Raw genomic sequence first — 16,329 nt, forward strand, 5'->3', positions numbered from 1 at the left:
TCACAATGGATCATATATCGTTGGGTGCCTCTCCCAACCACATCTAAAATACACCCTCCACTCTCCTTTCAAGGCGGTTCACCCCAACGAAACTGCATTTTTACCAAAAAATTACTTAGATAAGCTAATTTTTCAAGGGAATTTGATAGAAAGTTAACTTTCCATAAGAATTACCCGCTTTATTTAAAACAAAGCCCGTCCCCCACTGCTTCATTGCAGCGAGGAACGGGCTTTTATTCCCAAGTCTACTATTTTATTCCGGTTTAAACGATTTCGGACGCTCATCCAGCTGACCGAATTGATAGCGGATCGCCTGGGCAATTCGGTAGGATGCCTGTCCGTCGCCGTATGGATTTGTTGCTTTGGACATCTTGCTGTGAGCCTGCTCGTCTGTCAGCAGCTCTTTTGCCAGCTTGTAGATATTTTCTTCTTCGTTTCCTGCAAGCTTCAGCGTGCCGGCTTCGATTCCTTCCGGGCGTTCAGTCGTGTCACGAAGGACAAGGACTGGAACACCGAGTGAAGGAGCTTCTTCCTGCACTCCGCCAGAATCAGTCAGGATCAGGTGTGCCCTTGAAGCGAAGTTATGGAAATCGATGACATCAAGCGGTTCAATCAGGTGGATGCGGCTGTCATTGCCGAGCACCTCATCCGCCACTTCACGGACGGCAGGATTCAAGTGAACCGGATAAACAACTTGGATATCCTTATGTTCTTCGACTAAACGCTTGATTGCACGGAACATATTTCTCATTGGCTGGCCGAGATTTTCACGGCGGTGAGCAGTCAATAGAATAAGACGGTCGCTCCCAACCTTCTCAAGAACCTCATGCTTGTACTCGTCCTTAACCGTTGTTTTCAGCGCATCGATCGCTGTATTCCCCGTGATGAAAATACCTTCTTCCTTCTTGCTTTCATTCAGCAGGTTTTGAGCCGACTTTTCTGTAGGAGCGAAATGAAGATCCGCCATGACACCAGTCAGCTGCCGGTTCATTTCCTCTGGGAATGGAGAGTACTTATTCCACGTACGAAGTCCCGCTTCCACATGTCCGACCGAAATCTGGTTATAGAATGCTGCAAGGCTCGCAACGAATGTAGTCGTCGTATCGCCGTGGACAAGAACGATATCAGGCTTCGCTTCCTTCATGATCTTATCAAGGCCCTCAAGCCCGCGTGTTGTTACATCGATCAGAGTCTGGCGGTCTTTCATGATGTTCAAGTCGTAATCTGGTGTGATATCAAAGATAGAAAGTACTTGATCAAGCATTTCACGGTGCTGTGCCGTAACGGTCACAATCGTTTCAAAGCTTTTTGGGTATTTTTTTAACTCAAGAACGAGCGGAGCCATCTTGATCGCTTCCGGTCTTGTTCCGAAAATCGTCATTACCTTAATGGGAGTACTCATACTTTCACACCGCCTTGTTATTTTGTTCCGAATAAACGGTCACCGGCATCGCCCAGTCCAGGAACGATATAGCCTTTTTCGTTCAGCTTTTCATCAAGCGCCGCAATGTAGATGTCTACGTCCGGGTGCTCGGCTTGAATTGCTTCCACTCCTTCAGGACATGCAACAAGGCACATGAACGTGATGTTTTTTGCCCCGCGCTTTTTTAGGGAATTGATTGCCTCAACTGCTGAACCGCCCGTTGCAAGCATCGGATCCACCAGGATGAAGTCGCGCTCTTCCACGTCGCTTGGAAGTTTGACGTAGTATTCGATTGGTTTAAGAGTCTCAGGATCACGGTATAACCCGACGTGACCGACTTTCGCTGCCGGGATCAATTTAAGGATTCCGTCGACCATGCCAAGACCTGCACGCAGGATCGGAACGATTCCCAGTTTTTTACCTGTAAGTGTCTTTGCGTTCGCTTTGCTTACCGGAGTATCGATTTCGATATCTTCAAGCGGAAGTTCACGCGTGATTTCAAATGCCATCAGTGTTGATACTTCATCGACAAGTTCGCGGAATTCCTTTGTACCTGTGTTTTTATCACGGATGAATGTCAGCTTATGCTGGATTAATGGATGATCAAATACGTATACTTTGCCCATTCGACTCTCTCCTTTTGGTTTCGATTTATGTAAAAAATAGATAGTTACTGTTTTACACCTCTGACTATTGTACATAAAAGAAGTTTTGAGGGCAATAAAAGTTGGGAGGTGTAATGAAATCGTTATTTTTTGTGGGCAGGTTTTTTTCGCAAAAAGATAGAGTTCTTTATGACGCTTATGATTTCCGTGGAAGACTTCGCTTTCCGCGGGCGGGCGTGGAGCCTCCTCGGCTTCGCCTGCGGGGTCTCAACAGCTTCGCTTTCCCCGCAGGAGTCTTCGTCTTCCACTCCAATCAACCGCTGGATTCCATTCAATCATAATTTAGAATAACTGGAACCATCCTAACTTTCACTTCCCATTTTATTAAACCAATTAACCTGTCTAACAACTTCAATCATTGTTACCAGCAATACTATCAATCTATCTTCCTCATAAAAAACCTCCCCAAAAGATCATGTCTTTTGAAGAGGTTTCTACTATTTATTATCTTTCTGGATATAAAGCAAATCTGCTTGTTAAATCTGTCACACGTTTACGAGCTTCTTGAAGCTTGGTTTCGTCTTCGTGGTTTTTGAGGGTAAGGGCCATGATGGACGCGATTTCGTCCATTTCTTCCTTAGCAAAACCCCGGGACGTAACGGCTGCTGTTCCGATGCGGATACCGCTTGTGACGAATGGGCTTTCCGGATCGAATGGGATGGTGTTTTTGTTGACCGTGATTCCGATATCATCCAGGACTTTTTCAGCGATTTTACCAGTCAGTCCCAGTGAGCGAAGGTCGATCAAGAGCAGGTGGTTGTCCGAACCGCCGGAAACAAGGTCGATTCCTTCTTTTCGTAGGCTTTCACCGAGACGCGCTGCGTTGTCGATGATGTTCTGGGCGTAATCTTTAAAAGAATCCTGCAGCGCTTCACCAAACGATACAGCTTTTGCAGAAATAACGTGCATCAACGGACCGCCTTGAAGACCAGGGAAGATGGACTTGTCAATCTTCTTGCCGAATTCTTCTTTACAAAGGATCATCCCGCCGCGGGGACCGCGAAGTGTTTTGTGAGTCGTAGTCGTCACGAAATCTGCGTAAGGAACCGGATTCTGGTGAAGGCCAGCCGCCACAAGACCTGCGATATGAGCCATATCCACCATCAGGTACGCTCCCACTTCATCCGCAATTTCACGGAATTTTGCAAAATCGATCTTTCTAGGATATGCACTTGCTCCCGCTACGATCAGCTTAGGCTTGTGCTCAACTGCCTTCTGGCGGACATCTTCATAATTGATCAGGTGGCTTTCCTTGTCGACTCCATATTCAACGAAGTTGTACTGGATCCCGCTGAAGTTGACCGGGCTTCCGTGCGTGAGATGTCCTCCGTGTGAAAGGTTCATCCCAAGCACCGTGTCACCCTGCTCAAGGATTGTGAAGTAGACTGCCATATTGGCTTGTGCCCCCGAGTGAGGCTGCACGTTCACATGCTCCGCTCCGAATAACTCTTTCGCGCGGTCGCGCGCTAAGTTTTCCGCTACATCGACATGCTCACACCCGCCATAATAGCGACGACCTGGGTACCCTTCTGCATACTTGTTCGTGAGGACCGAACCCTGCGCTTCCATAACGGCTTCACTGACAAAATTCTCAGATGCAATTAACTCGATTTTCGTGCGTTGACGCTCTAATTCATCTTGAATCGCTGCATAAATTTCCGGATCTTGCTTGGCAATCTTACTCATACATATCCCCCTTTTATTCATCGGCCCATTCTAAGCTGCGCCATCTTGATTCATTCAATCTCATTCTATCATGATTAAGCAGAACGCGAAATAAGAACGTGTGGGTAAATTGGAATGTTCGTGTTTTGGGGTGTAGGGGGCGCGGTTGAAGCGGGAAATAATTTGCTGTTCCGGTTTTGTTGGGTGAAGGTTCGGTTCTCAATTAAGAATCATACCCTGGCTGAAGTCCGGCTGTGTCGAAAAATCGCCAGTTCGCACTTAAAACTGGAATTTCGCACTTATATAAAAAATAGCGCACTGAAATCAAGAGACTTCGCACTCATCCGGAAAATTCCGCACTTAAATCAGGAGATACCGCACATAAATGTCTTCCAAAGTCAGAGATGAACACCACCTCAACCAATAAAAAAGCCCGTCTCCCAACGCACTAATGCATTGAAGACGGAACTCCTCCCCAAACCTATTCATAAACAGCCCGAACCCCGCCAATCAGCTTCGGACGGGTCTTGGCGAGTGTCACATGCGCACCGCCGAGGCTCTTCTGAGAAACCCTGACCGGCACGGCCACATGCTTCAGCTGCATCCCGATGAAGGTGTCACCGATGTCGATCCCGGCATCCGCTTTGATGAATTCCACCATGACGGGGTCATCAAATGAACGGTATGCGTGGGTCGCCATTGCACCGCCGGCCGACCGGGCCGGGATGACGGTTACTTCATCGAGCCGCAGCCGTTCAGCCGTTTCCCTTTCAAGGACGATCGCCCTGTTCAAGTGCTCGCAGCACTGGAACGCGAGCGACACTCCTAGGCAATCTGCGAACGTTTTTAATTCACCATAAATCATTTCGGCCACTTCAAAGGTTCCGGCTGTCCCGATTCGTTCCCCGATGACTTCCGAGGTGGAACAACCGATCACAAAGACCTGTCCTTTTTTAAGCGTGACCTTTTCCTTGAATTCAGTCAGGATACTTCGGAGCTGCTCCTGCAATTGAGTGATTTCCATGAAAACCGCTCCCTAGTGTTTGTCTTCGTATGACGTGATCTTACCGATGCGGTTGGCGTGGCGTCCGCCTTCGAATTCCGTCCCAAGCCAGGTTTTAGCGATTTCACGGGCAAGTCCCGGTCCGATGACGCGTTCGCCCATCGCCAGGATGTTGCTGTCATTATGTTCGCGCGTCGCTTTCGCACTGAACACATCATGGACAAGCGCACAGCGGATGCCCTTCACTTTATTGGCGGAAATGCTCATGCCGATGCCGGTACCGCAGATCAGGATGCCGCGGTCAAACTCGCCGGCAGCCACTTTCTCGGCAACCGGTACTGCAAAATCAGGATAATCCACTGAAGTGCCGCACTCACAGCCGAAATCCTCATATTCAAGACCCAGCTCTTCCAATAATGATTTTATTTCTTCACGAATATTTACTCCGCCGTGATCAGACGCGATTGCGATTTTCATCCAACTTCACTCCCCATTTTTGACTAGTGTTTGTTTCCTTTTATTTTGACATACCTTTGTGAATAGATAAAGTTAATCATCTTAGGAAAAAAGTCGTTTTCGAGTTCCGTCCATCGCCCCTTTAACGCGGTACCCCGCACCGATAGGGCCTTTCACTGAAAAAAACAGCACGGACCCAAAGCCCGTGCCGACCTGCATACCTTTTTATAAATGAAAACGAGTGATCGTTCCCTTCAACGATTCCGCCTGCTTCTTCAGATTCAGCGCCAGTTCCTCGACATTCTCCATGACCGACGCCTGTTCGCGGGTCGCTTCCGACACTTCTTCCGCTCCTGCGGACGTTTCCTCTGCAATCGCCGCAACTTCCTGAGACTGCTGGGACGTTTCCCTGATGCTTTCCATCTGCCTGTCGACGAGTCCCGAGATTTTTTGTACAGAGTCCGCCACTTCATGGATCGTGTTCGTCATCGTTTCGAAGACTTCGTTCGTTTTCGACCCTTTTTCCGCTTCTTTATTGGCAGTCGTCACCTGGTTTGATATTTGTCCGACCACATTTCCGACTTCATTCTGAATGTTTTTGATCAGCTCGGAAATTCCCTGGACCGCTTTCCCGCTCTCATCTGCGAGCTTGCGGACTTCCTCTGCGACGACAGCGAAGCCTTTTCCGTGTTCACCGGCACGCGCTGCTTCGATGGAAGCATTCAGTGCGAGAAGATTCGTCTGTTTCGCGATATCGCCGACAAGCTGGATGATCTGCTCCACTTTTTTCGCGTTATCTTCAAGACGGCGTACGACCGTCAGTGACTCTTCATTTCCTTTCGCAAGCGTCGTGATCCCTTCCACGAGCGAATGGATGACCTCCATGCTGCCTTGCAGCTCGGTGACCATATTTTTAGAAAGCTGCTCGGAAGACTTGGAATGATTCTGAACTTCCTGGGCGATCGCGATGACATCCTCCACCGATTCGGCAGTTGTCTGGATCGACATCGCCGAGCTTTCTGCGCCCGCTGATATTTCACTGATCGTGCGTGAAATGGATTCCGCCTGATGCGATGCCACTTCTGATGCCTTCGACAGATCCACGACGTGTGCATTTGTTTTTGTGAAATTCTCATCGATGCTCGACACCATATCACGGAGGTTGTGGAGCATGCGGTTGAACGCAAGTCCGAGCGAACGGATTTCATCATCCGACCTTGGCACGTCCACTTCCACTGCGATGTCACCTTCAGCCGCTTTAAGAGCTGCCTGCTCCAGGCGCTGCAACGGTTTGACGATAATCCGTGCCGCGAAGAACGCTAGCAGCCCGGACCAGAACACACCCATCCCGAGCGTCAGGCTTGTAAACAGGAATTCATTCATGTCCGGCGCAAATGCCGGTTTGATAAAATAAATGAAAAATGCCGATGTCGAATACGTCACCAGTGCCAGGATCGTCGTGAAGAAAACCAGTTTCTTTCTCAGACCCGTCTTATACCTTCTCTCTGTCCCCATCCCTTTTCTCTCCTCAAAAATCACTCTTTACTAAGCTTGCCGATCAATTGCCCGATCAGCGACTCCAGCTCCCTGTATGTATGTCTGTAAATATCGATGCTTCCCCCGAACGGATCGGATACATCCATGTCTTCAGGATCCTCGAGCACATATTCCTTCAGGGTGAATACTTTATCCGAAGCTTCCGGATACTGGTCCATGATCGCCCATTTATGGTGCGCGGTCATCGTGAACACATAATCCGCCCAGTCGATATCTTTTTTCCTCAGTGTGCTGGATGCATGCTCATGTTTTATATCGTTCTCTTTCAACACTTCTTTAGCCTGAAATGACGCATCGCTGCCGTCCATCGCAAACACACCGGACGATTTCACCTCAAAACTTTCTTTCCCTCTATGCCTCAATACCGCTTCCGCCATCGGACTGCGGCATGTATTACCCGTACAAATAAACAAGATTTTCATCATCTCATCCTCCTTACGCCTATTATAAAATATTTTCCAATTAGCATATAGGACATTCACAAAGAATACAAAAAGAAAAGCGGAAGGGGGCGTTTTGCTCCCTTTGAAAAATGTTCTTTGGCTTTAGAGGCGTTTTTTGCCTCAAAAGCCGAAGGTTAATTTTCAAACGGGAGCAGACCACTGGAGCTGGACAAAAAGAAAAGCGGAAGGGCTTCGTTCAGAGGCGGGTGGCGTAAGGCGAACCGGACGGGAAGGCGTTCTTTGCCTTCTTGGCCGGTTTGACTTATGACATGTGCCTCTAAGCCCTGGAGCTGGACAAGAAAAGCGGAGGCGGCTTGTTCAGAGACGACAAGCATAAGACGAGCTTGCACGAAAGGCGCTTTTTGCCTTTTGAGCAAGCTTGGCTTATGTCTCGAGTCTCTAGCCGCCGGAGCTGGACAAAAAGAAAAGCGGAAGGGCTTCGTTCAGAGGCGGGTGGCGTAAGGCGAACCGGACGGGAAGGCGTTCTTTGCCTTCTTGGCCGGTTTGACTTATGACATGTGCCTCTAAGCCCTGGAGCTGGACAAGAAAAGCGGAGGCGGCTTGTTCAGAGACGACAAGCATAAGACGAGCTTGCACGAAAGGCGCTTTTTGCCTTTTGAGCAAGCTTGGCTTATGTCTCGAGTCTCTAGCCGCCGGAGCTGGACAAAAGAATCACCCTTCAATACCGCTCTTGGTTTCCGTGCAAGACTTCGCTTTCCGCGGGCAGTTGGTGAGCCTCTTAGTCGCATGCGCTCCTGCGGGGTCTCACCTAACTCGCTTTTCCCGCAGGAGTCTTCGTCTTGCACTCCAACCAATAGCTGGAGTTATTTTTATCAATGTCAAATATCTGATTAACAAGAAACATGCGGCAATCTTTTATTCATGAAAAATCCCCCACTACACAAAGCAGTGAGGGATCGATTTCGATTATTATATCGGCAGCAGAAGCTTGATCCCGAAGGCGAAAAGGATGCTGCCCCCGAGGGCCTCGCTGTAGGTGCCGAGTACGCCTTGAAATTTCCTTCCGAGCAGGAGGCCGACCCAGGTCAGCAGGGTGGCGGCAATTCCGAAACAAGCGAGCGCAACAGCCGTCCTCGCCCCGAAGATCCCGAGAGTCAGGCCGACTGAGAAGCTGTCCAGGCTTACGCTAAGCGCAAACAGCAAAAGACCGAATCCAACCGGGGAAATCAGCGTGGTTTCCTCCTCTTTGAAGCTGGCCATGAACATCTGAATTCCGAGAACAATCAGGAGGATTCCCCCTGCGTACGTGGCAAATGACCCGAATGTATCCGAGAGGAATTTTCCGGTCAAAATGCCGAAGAGCGGCATCACGACGTGAAATAACCCCACCGTCAATCCTATGTAAAAAATCTGCCTCAGCCGAAGCTGCAGCATTCCCATTCCAATTCCAATCGAAAAGGCATCCATCCCAAGAGCAAATGCCATCAACATCAAGGTTATCAGTTCTCCGATAAGTGTCGTCATTCCATTTTCCTCCTCTGGACGTGCCTTCAAGAAAAATGTATGCACGTCCAAAGTGAAATAGAATGAAAATGTTTCATATAAAAACCCCTGACGGCCGCCATCCATGCGACCATACAGGGGTTTGCTGATTCTTAATTAGTCAGGGCTTAATCACCCGGTATCCGGCGGCTTTCTGAAGCCGGTTCATGATTGCAAGGCCGACCCCTTCTTCAGGGAACATTTCGGCGAAAATAATATCCACATCACTGTTATTAAAGGCGCGCAACTTATCGTAGAGTCCGTGGGCGACCGTATTCAAATCGTCTCTCCGGCCGACTGAAAACACAACATCGGCACGGTAATCACCCGCAAATTCATCCGTAGTAAGCACTCCGGCCTTCAATCCTTCGCTTCTTTTTTCATCCACAAGCTTCTGCACATCTTCCCGTGTCCCATCGACGAGCCAGACAGGGGCGTCCGGCGCATAGTGCGTGTATTTCATCCCCGGTGATTTTGGTGCACCCTTCCCTTCTTTCAAGGAAGGATCAACACTCACTTCCCCTACGACTTCCTCAAGCTGCTCCTTCGTCACGCCGCCCGGGCGGAGGATAACTGGAATTGATCCCGCGCAGTCGACGACCGTCGATTCCACACCGACGCCCGTCTCACCGCCGTCCACAACACCGATGATCCGGCCCTCGAGATCCTCAATCACGTGCTGAGCCGTAGTAGGGCTCGGTTTTCCTGACCGGTTCGCACTCGGTGCCGCAATCGGCAGGCCGGATTCCTCAATGATGGCAAGCGCCACGGGATGGTCCGGCATCCGGATCCCGACAGTATCCAGACCTGCCGTAACCTTCTCTGAAAGTACGCCTTCTTTTTTTTGAAAAATCAGCGTCAACGGCCCTGGCCAGTAGGCAGTCATTAACTTCTGTGCCGCTTCCGGGATCTCTTCTACCAGCTCTTTTAATTGTTTTTTATTTGAAATGTGGACAATCAGTGGATTATCGGACGGCCTTCCTTTTGCCTTGAAAATTTTATCCACGGCTTCATCACTTTTTGCATTTGCTCCAAGTCCATAAACCGTCTCAGTAGGAAAAGCCACAACCTCATTTTGCTGCAAAATCCGGGCTGCATCCACAATTTGTGGATAACTTTCTTTGTTATCCACATCATTTTCCACAATCCAGCGTTTTATCATATCATTCGTCCACCTTTTTATTTCAAACATACATCTATTCACATATATGTGGATAAACACAGAATTAACAAGTGTTCCACAATCATACCCATTTGAAAGTATAAAAGAATCCTGATATTTTCTCAAGTATTGTCCACAAAACGTGTATAAATCAAACCTGACTGTGGATAACCCTGTGGACGAGTGTGAATAATTCTGAAAAAAGAGACATTTCGACATAGATACACGTCCAACAAAATTTTTGTCGAATGCGAATATGAAAAAGAGGACCATTTTATAGAAAATGATCCTTCTCGCGGAATAAACCTATTTTGTTTTATCATACAAGCATTTTGTCGAAACTTAGGGATTAAGACTGCAAATGCAGGCTCATGGTCAGCAGGTTATCCACTGTGGATAACTGTTTGGCATGGACAAAATCCTTCAGCTCATCCACAAGCCCCTGTGCTTCCTGTTGAAAACCAAGCATTTCAAAGAAGTTCAAGGAAGCCCGCCGATTCGTGATCAAGTAGAGTCTGGATAAGTCCTTTTCCTTTGCCAGTTTAAAAATCTCCTGAAAGAGGGTGAAGATTTCTTCACTGTCAAATGCAGGCGTGACAACCAGCGACCGGAGCAGTCCCGTCCCGTCCCTCATCTCGATTCCCAGCGTCCCGATCAGATTCCCTTCTGTGTCCTCGACAAGCAGGAAGCAGTCTATTGTATTCTTGACCCCTTCTGTGCTCAATCCCGCTTTTACGAGAAAACCGATTACTTTATAGATATCTTCGTGAGTGGCCTGCCTGATTGTTTTCGTCATCTTTTCTTCCTCCCTTTTCTAGTATCTTTACTTTAACTTTATGAGAGGGAGGGAAGATTAGAACTGTTTTTTGATAGAATTGGTTGTTTAGTAGAAAATATCATTGTAGTAATTTTGTGAAGAGGTTTTAATTACCGCTAATGATTTCCGTGCAGGACTTCGCTTTCCGCGGGCGGTTGGTGAGCCTCCTCGTCGCTGCGCTTCTGCGGGAAGAAAAGCGTATGGGCTTTGAAGAGAGGCGGGTGGCATAAGGCGGATCGGCCACGAAGGCGTTCTTTGCCTTCTTCTTGGACGATTTGACTTATGACATGTGCCTCTAAGCCCTGAAGCTGGACAAATAGAAACGCGGAGGCGGCTTGCTCAGAGGCGACATGCATAAGGCGAGCAAGCCTGAAAGGCGCTCTTTGCCTTTTTGGCTTGCTTGACTTATGAACTCGAGCCTCTAGCCGCCGGAGCTGGCCAAGTCTCACATTGGCCACTTCTCTCGCAGGAGTCTTCATCTCCCACTTCAATTAACCGCTGGATCAGCTTATACAATGAAAAAATTCCACATAATAAAGAAAGCTCCGTCATATCGACAGAGCCATGGTACTAGTTAAACAATCCTTTTACGAGGTCTACTACGAAGAATCTTACTTCTACTTCTTCTTGGTCGCCTTCTTCTACGAATACCTTTTCACTAGCCGTTTGTTCTTGTTGAGGCGTTTCTTGTGTGTTGAAATCGTTGATTAGTTTGGTTTCTTTGACGATTGAGGCTTGGGACTTTGCTTCTTCCACTGATTCCTCAACTACTTCTTTAGCTGCCGGTGTTTCTTCAACCTGCTCGACGTTCTCTTCCACAACCGCCGTTTCTTCCGCCGGTTGCTCTGCTGCCAGTTCATCTTCCAAATCTACTTCTGTGACCACTTCACCGCTTGCTTCTACAGTGGTTTCAAATCCAGGGCTTCTGACTGCATTGCCTGTTGAGAAGTCCAGGAAGCATAGCGGCGGATAAAGGACGCACCACCAGTTGGCTCCTTCGCCTTCTCCGAGTGTGATCAGGACCGCTTCGTATTCTCCTGCCGGATAAAGATATTCTCCGTAAAGTTTAGTCGGGAACTGCACTTTGCCGAAATCAATTTTTACTTCTTGATCAAGACCTTCTGCCGCCACCACGTTTTCTGCGATTGTTTGAAGCTCTGGAAGACCCGTTTTGATGATTTTCTTCGCTTCTTCCTGAGATGTCAGATTGCCGACCCATTTTGTGATTTCTTTGTTTACTTCGTCCCGCACCAGACGTTTTACGTTCTGGTCTTTTTCCAGGTCACTGTTTGCCAGGATGCGAAGCCGGATCGCTTCCTGGGGAATGACCATCGGCTCCTGGGCCGTGATTTCCTGTTTCGGAATATATAAACTTACGATTGTCCCTAAAGTAAGAATCAGAATATAAGATAATACCGCGTGTTTTGTTTTCATTTTTCTCTCCACCTTCCCCTCAGTAACATAGTCTGGACAAGGCGGGGGAATCTTAAACTAGTAAATTGATATTTTTTCAGGAAGTTTGAATTTTTTAAGCTGAAGACACTCAAAAAGCGATTTGATAATATATTCTTGTTTTTGATAATATAAGTTCTCGGGACCTTCGTTCACCTTCTATTATTCTATTAAATTACGCTTCAGCATCTCATTTTTCACTAAATGAAGCTGGTTCTCAGCAGATTTCGGAAAAAAAAGACCCCTTTTCAATATAAAAAGGAGCCTCTTCAATCAAATTCTATTCTCTCCAGCAAAAAACCATCCGGTCCTTGCCGTTAATATCAAACACTACTTCAGCTTCGGCGTCAGGAAAAGCACTGTGAAGCATGTCCCGTACAGATTCACCCTGGCCGGCGCCGACTTCGAACCCGATCAGGAACGTGTCATTCATCACTAAAGGCAGCTCTTCCATAAACCGTCTGTACAGATCATAACCGTCTTCACCGCCAAACAAAGCGAGCTGCGGTTCATGGTCGACGACCACTTCGGACATCGTTTCGCGGTCACCCAAAGGGATGTACGGCGGGTTCGATAGCATGATATCGAGCTTCACGCCCTTATCCACCAAGGGCTTAAGGAGATCTCCCTGGTAAAAATCGACCTCGGCTCCCAACCGGCGGCTGTTGTCCTTCGCGACTTCAAGAGCTTTCTCCGAAATATCTACGGCCATCACTTCAAGCTGCCGATCCGTACATTCAAGCTTCAGCGTCACGGCAATCGCCCCGCTGCCGGTCCCGATATCCGCAGCACGCAGCTCAACGCCGCGGGGAAACAGCCGCTTCATCTTCTCCAGTCCGTAATAAATCAACTCTTCCGTCTCAGGCCTAGGAATCAACACATGCTCATTCACCTTGAACTCGCGGCCGTAAAACTCCTCAACCCCGATGATATGCTGAATCGGCACACCGGATGCATGCTGCCGGATACCTTCCTGGAACTCTTCCCATGTACCTTGAGGAACCGTCATCCGCTGTTCGGCAAACAATTGCGAACGCGATACGCCCAGCAGATGCCGCAAATAGATTTCGCCCGCGTTTTCGTCCCGTTTACGTTCTATTAAAAAAGAAGAAGCCCACTTCAGGGCTTCAAATACAGTCACGTTCATTTTATACTTCTTCCATTCTTTCAAGGAGCTTGGACTGGTCTTCGATGATCAGTGCATCGATGACTTCATCCATTTTCCCTTCAAGGATCTGGTCAAGCTTCTGGATCGTCAGGCCGATGCGGTGGTCGGTCACGCGGTTTTGCGGGAAGTTGTACGTACGGATACGTTCGGAACGGTCACCCGTACCGACGGCAGACTTACGGTTTGCATCGTATTCAGCCTGAACTTCACGCTGAAATTTATCGTATACGCGCGCACGCAATACCTTCATAGCTTTCTCTTTGTTTTTGATCTGTGACTTTTCATCCTGACAGGAAACTACGACACCTGTAGGCATGTGGGTCAGACGGACAGCGGACATTGTCGTATTGACAGACTGTCCTCCAGGTCCGCTTGACGCAAAGGTATCGACGCGGATATCTTTTTCATGGATATCGACTTCGACTTCTTCCGCTTCCGGAAGGCACGCCACTGTCGCTGTGGACGTATGGATACGGCCGCCTGATTCAGTTTCAGGGACACGCTGCACGCGGTGCGCACCGTTTTCGTATTTCATTTTTGAATATGCTCCGCTTCCTGTGATCATGAAGATGATCTCTTTATAACCGCCGACACCCGTGGATGTCGCTTCCATCACTTCGATCTTCCAGCCCTGGGACTCGGCATAGCGGCTGTACATGCGGTACAGGTCACCCGCAAATAGAGCGGCTTCGTCTCCGCCGGCTGCTCCGCGCACCTCCATGATAACATTCTTGTCGTCATTCGGGTCTTTCGGGATCAATAATATTTTCAAACGCTCTTCCAGTGCATGAATCTGCTCTTCAAGCTCGGATACTTCTTCTTTAACCATTTCACGCATGTCAGCATCCATCTTCTCATCCAGCATCGCTTTGGCGTCCTTGAACTGCTGGCTGATGTCTTTATATTCGCGGTATGCTTCAACCGTCGCCTGGATATCTGACTGCTCTTTTGAATATTCTCTTAGCTTCTTTGGGTCATTCACAATTTCCGGATCACTTAAAAGTTCATTTAATTTATCATAGCGATCTTCCACTGCTTGTAAACGATCGTACACAGCTATTCACCTCAATTTTAATCCATAACAGTCTAATTATATTATATGGGGTGGGTAAAAACAAGAAGGTTCGGGAACAGCTGCCGTTTGCTTTTATGTAAAATTATTTCCGGGAAATGTGGGACTTCTATTGCCGCATTTGATTTCCGTGGAAGACTTCGCTTTCCGCGGGTAGCCCGTGAGCCTCCTCGGTCGTACCTCCCTGCGGGGTCTCACATTAGCTACTCTTCCCGCAGGAGTCTTCGTCTTCCACTCCAATCAAATGCTGGATTCAAACTTTAATTGAGCATGCATTCTGCTGCTGGTTTTACATTAAAAATCAGAAGGTGAGTCTAACCCTCCAATCAACTGCTGAATTTTGGTTAAATCGGGCTAGGATTCACCTGCTTATTTTCCACCTAAAGTCAGCAGGTGAACATACTGATAAATCCAATACAGTTGAATTCAGACAAACAGCATTCCAACTCCTATCACCACAAAAAGACAAGCAGAATCCATCTTCCACTCGCCTTAATATGATTATTTATCTTTCGGTAATTTTGACATTTACGTCGTACCGGGGAATTGCTTCTTGGAGTTTTTTCTTTAGTTTTGCTTCTTCCTGCGCTGTTTGTTTGGAACTCATTTCTTTCTTCGTATGGGCTGTGACCCACATTTGTTCGCCGTTGATCCAGACTTCGTCGGGTTTGAACGGTGAGTATTCTCTTACGACTTCCCTTGCTTTATCTTCAAAGACACCCATCGTTGTCGATGTGCTCTCCTGATTGTTTGTCAGGTTCGGCAGATTGGGATTCTGATTCATGCTTTCGCCTTTATCCACGTTTTGCGGATTGTCCTGATTGTCCATTTTAGGCTTGCGGTTGTCAATGAATTTCGCACCGCCGCTGTCGTTGTGAGCCCCGTATTCGGACTCCTGATTTACACCGCATGCAGTGGCGATGATAAAAATCATTGTGAACAACAGAGCAAGCATCATTCTTTTCATCATGCAAAAACACCTCCTGTAATTACTTTTTCCTTCAGGAAGGTGCTTATACAAGGTGAAATTTGGCTGGCAGCTCACCCGTCCCGTAAAAAATCGAAGGCAAAACTTCACCAAAAAACCGCCATCCAAACGGATAGCGGCTTCACATAAATCAAATACTATATTATAATTCCTTCACCATATCAGGCGATACACTGAGGCCCTTTGGAACCTCATGATGATGGCGGCATCTTGGTTCGTAGGCTTCGGATGCGCCGACAAGGATGATCGGATCGTCGTAGCCTGCCGGTTCGCCGTTGATCAGGCGCTGGGTCCTGCTCGCCGGGGAGCCGCAGACGGCACAGACGGCCTGGAGCTTGGTCACTTGTTCCGCAATGGACATGAGCGCCGGCATCGGACCGAAGGGCTCACCGCGAAAATCCTGATCAAGTCCCGCAATGATCACACGGTATCCGCTATTCGCAAGCTTTTGCACGACTTCGACTATGCCCTCGTCAAAAAATTGGACTTCGTCTATTGCGATGACGTCCACCTTTGGATTCAGATCCTCAAGGATGACCGCCGATCCCTCGACTGCCTTTGCAATGACCGAGGTACCATTGTGGGATACGACCGATTCATCGCTGTAGCGATTATCTAATTTTGGCTTATACACAGCAATTTCCTGCTTTGCGAATTGAGTGCGTCTTACGCGGCGGATCAGTTCTTCTGACTTGCCAGAGAACATGCTGCCGCAGATGACTTCCACCCATCCGGTTTGCTTCATGACATACACGAAAGCGCCTCTCCTTTCTAACCCCTCATTTTAAAAATCCTGCTAACACCGCTTTTGATTTCCGTGCAAGACTTCGCTTTCCGCGGGCAGCCCGTGAGCCTCCTCGGCAAGCCTGCGGGGTCTCACATAAGCTACTCTTCCCGCAGGAGTCTTCGTCTTGCACTCCAATCAACCGCTGGATCCAAATCATTTAGATCGGCA

At 48.2% G+C, this 16,329-nt stretch carries 16 protein-coding genes; 1 reads left to right on the forward strand and 15 read right to left on the reverse strand.

The window, feature by feature from the left end:
* Nucleotides 1–253: 253 nt before the first annotated feature.
* The gene (wecB, locus tag BHE18_RS20715) at nucleotides 254–1,402 is read right to left on the reverse strand and encodes a non-hydrolyzing UDP-N-acetylglucosamine 2-epimerase (protein ID WP_071620389.1); all 1,149 of its coding nucleotides are present in this window, start codon (nucleotides 1,400–1,402) and stop codon (nucleotides 254–256) included.
* A 17-nt stretch (nucleotides 1,403–1,419) separates the two neighbouring features.
* Nucleotides 1,420–2,049, reverse strand: coding sequence for a uracil phosphoribosyltransferase (upp, locus tag BHE18_RS20720; protein ID WP_032086928.1), 630 nt, complete (start codon nucleotides 2,047–2,049; stop codon nucleotides 1,420–1,422).
* Nucleotides 2,050–2,217: 168 nt separating this feature from the next.
* Here upp and BHE18_RS23375 point away from each other — a divergent pair, with 168 nt between their 5' ends.
* Nucleotides 2,218–2,379, forward strand: a complete 162-nt coding sequence (locus BHE18_RS23375; protein ID WP_171910768.1) for a hypothetical protein — start codon at nucleotides 2,218–2,220, stop codon at nucleotides 2,377–2,379.
* A 153-nt stretch (nucleotides 2,380–2,532) separates the two neighbouring features.
* Here BHE18_RS23375 and glyA read toward each other — a convergent pair whose 3' ends face one another.
* The 13 genes from glyA to BHE18_RS20805 form a co-directional block, all read right to left on the reverse strand.
* On the reverse strand, nucleotides 2,533–3,774 hold the full coding sequence (glyA, locus tag BHE18_RS20730) for a serine hydroxymethyltransferase (protein WP_071620391.1): 1,242 nt from the start codon (nucleotides 3,772–3,774) through the stop codon (nucleotides 2,533–2,535).
* Nucleotides 3,775–4,234: 460 nt separating this feature from the next.
* Entirely contained in the window at nucleotides 4,235–4,777 is a 543-nt protein-coding gene (locus BHE18_RS20735) for a TIGR01440 family protein (protein WP_071620392.1), read from the reverse strand.
* Nucleotides 4,778–4,789: 12 nt separating this feature from the next.
* Nucleotides 4,790–5,233, reverse strand: coding sequence for a ribose 5-phosphate isomerase B (rpiB, locus tag BHE18_RS20740; RefSeq protein WP_071620393.1), 444 nt, complete (start codon nucleotides 5,231–5,233; stop codon nucleotides 4,790–4,792).
* Between the two features lie 204 nt (nucleotides 5,234–5,437).
* Nucleotides 5,438–6,727: a methyl-accepting chemotaxis protein gene (locus BHE18_RS20745; protein ID WP_071620394.1), complete on the reverse strand. Its 1,290-nt coding sequence runs from the start codon at nucleotides 6,725–6,727 to the stop codon at nucleotides 5,438–5,440.
* 20 nt (nucleotides 6,728–6,747) lie between these two features.
* Nucleotides 6,748–7,194 carry a low molecular weight protein arginine phosphatase gene (locus BHE18_RS20750; RefSeq protein ID WP_071620395.1) on the reverse strand — a complete coding sequence of 149 codons (447 nt, stop codon included), beginning with the start codon at nucleotides 7,192–7,194 and terminating at the stop codon, nucleotides 6,748–6,750.
* Between the two features lie 948 nt (nucleotides 7,195–8,142).
* Nucleotides 8,143–8,697 carry a manganese efflux pump MntP gene (locus BHE18_RS20765; protein WP_071620398.1) on the reverse strand — a complete coding sequence of 185 codons (555 nt, stop codon included), beginning with the start codon at nucleotides 8,695–8,697 and terminating at the stop codon, nucleotides 8,143–8,145.
* A 139-nt stretch (nucleotides 8,698–8,836) separates the two neighbouring features.
* On the reverse strand, nucleotides 8,837–9,877 hold the full coding sequence (locus BHE18_RS20770; protein WP_071620399.1) for an L-threonylcarbamoyladenylate synthase: 1,041 nt from the start codon (nucleotides 9,875–9,877) through the stop codon (nucleotides 8,837–8,839).
* A gap of 349 nt (nucleotides 9,878–10,226) precedes the next feature.
* On the reverse strand, nucleotides 10,227–10,673 hold the full coding sequence (locus BHE18_RS20775) for a GNAT family N-acetyltransferase (protein ID WP_071620400.1): 447 nt from the start codon (nucleotides 10,671–10,673) through the stop codon (nucleotides 10,227–10,229).
* Nucleotides 10,674–11,264: 591 nt separating this feature from the next.
* A complete protein-coding gene (gene spoIIR, locus BHE18_RS20785) occupies nucleotides 11,265–12,128 on the reverse strand; it encodes a stage II sporulation protein R (protein WP_071620402.1) in 864 nt (287 codons plus the stop codon).
* A 298-nt stretch (nucleotides 12,129–12,426) separates the two neighbouring features.
* The gene (gene prmC / locus BHE18_RS20790; RefSeq protein ID WP_328585905.1) at nucleotides 12,427–13,293 is read right to left on the reverse strand and encodes a peptide chain release factor N(5)-glutamine methyltransferase; all 867 of its coding nucleotides are present in this window, start codon (nucleotides 13,291–13,293) and stop codon (nucleotides 12,427–12,429) included.
* A gap of 1 nt (nucleotide 13,294) precedes the next feature.
* Complete coding sequence (gene prfA / locus BHE18_RS20795; protein WP_071620403.1) at nucleotides 13,295–14,368, reverse strand: peptide chain release factor 1; 1,074 nt, start codon at nucleotides 14,366–14,368, stop codon at nucleotides 13,295–13,297.
* A gap of 523 nt (nucleotides 14,369–14,891) precedes the next feature.
* On the reverse strand, nucleotides 14,892–15,356 hold the full coding sequence (locus tag BHE18_RS20800) for a hypothetical protein (RefSeq protein WP_071620404.1): 465 nt from the start codon (nucleotides 15,354–15,356) through the stop codon (nucleotides 14,892–14,894).
* A gap of 160 nt (nucleotides 15,357–15,516) precedes the next feature.
* Nucleotides 15,517–16,128 (reverse strand): thymidine kinase, encoded by a 612-nt coding sequence (locus tag BHE18_RS20805; protein ID WP_071620405.1) that lies wholly within the window; start codon nucleotides 16,126–16,128, stop codon nucleotides 15,517–15,519.
* Nucleotides 16,129–16,329 lie beyond the last annotated feature (201 nt).

This window comes from Rossellomorea aquimaris, from assembly GCF_001877785.1.
GTDB classification, from domain to species: Bacteria; Bacillota; Bacilli; order Bacillales; family Bacillaceae_B; genus Rossellomorea; species Rossellomorea aquimaris_A.

Bases quoted from the DNA above. Each gene is read 5' to 3' on its own strand.
- BHE18_RS20800 (WP_071620404.1), bottom strand. From the start codon at position 15,356: ATGATGAAAAGAATGATGCTTGCTCTGTTGTTCACAATGATTTTTATC.
- BHE18_RS20765 (WP_071620398.1), bottom strand. From the start codon at position 8,697: ATGACGACACTTATCGGAGAACTGATAACCTTGATGTTGATGGCATTT.
- BHE18_RS20735 (WP_071620392.1), bottom strand. From the start codon at position 4,777: ATGGAAATCACTCAATTGCAGGAGCAGCTCCGAAGTATCCTGACTGAA.
- BHE18_RS20750 (WP_071620395.1), bottom strand. From the start codon at position 7,194: ATGATGAAAATCTTGTTTATTTGTACGGGTAATACATGCCGCAGTCCG.
- spoIIR (WP_071620402.1), bottom strand. From the start codon at position 12,128: ATGAAAACAAAACACGCGGTATTATCTTATATTCTGATTCTTACTTTA.
- BHE18_RS20745 (WP_071620394.1), bottom strand. From the start codon at position 6,727: ATGGGGACAGAGAGAAGGTATAAGACGGGTCTGAGAAAGAAACTGGTT.
- upp (WP_032086928.1), bottom strand. From the start codon at position 2,049: ATGGGCAAAGTATACGTATTTGATCATCCATTAATCCAGCATAAGCTG.
- BHE18_RS20770 (WP_071620399.1), bottom strand. From the start codon at position 9,877: ATGATAAAACGCTGGATTGTGGAAAATGATGTGGATAACAAAGAAAGT.
- prmC (WP_328585905.1), bottom strand. From the start codon at position 13,293: ATGAACGTGACTGTATTTGAAGCCCTGAAGTGGGCTTCTTCTTTTTTA.
- wecB (WP_071620389.1), bottom strand. From the start codon at position 1,402: ATGAGTACTCCCATTAAGGTAATGACGATTTTCGGAACAAGACCGGAA.
- rpiB (WP_071620393.1), bottom strand. From the start codon at position 5,233: ATGAAAATCGCAATCGCGTCTGATCACGGCGGAGTAAATATTCGTGAA.
- BHE18_RS23375 (WP_171910768.1), top strand. From the start codon at position 2,218: ATGACGCTTATGATTTCCGTGGAAGACTTCGCTTTCCGCGGGCGGGCG.
- glyA (WP_071620391.1), bottom strand. From the start codon at position 3,774: ATGAGTAAGATTGCCAAGCAAGATCCGGAAATTTATGCAGCGATTCAA.
- BHE18_RS20775 (WP_071620400.1), bottom strand. From the start codon at position 10,673: ATGACGAAAACAATCAGGCAGGCCACTCACGAAGATATCTATAAAGTA.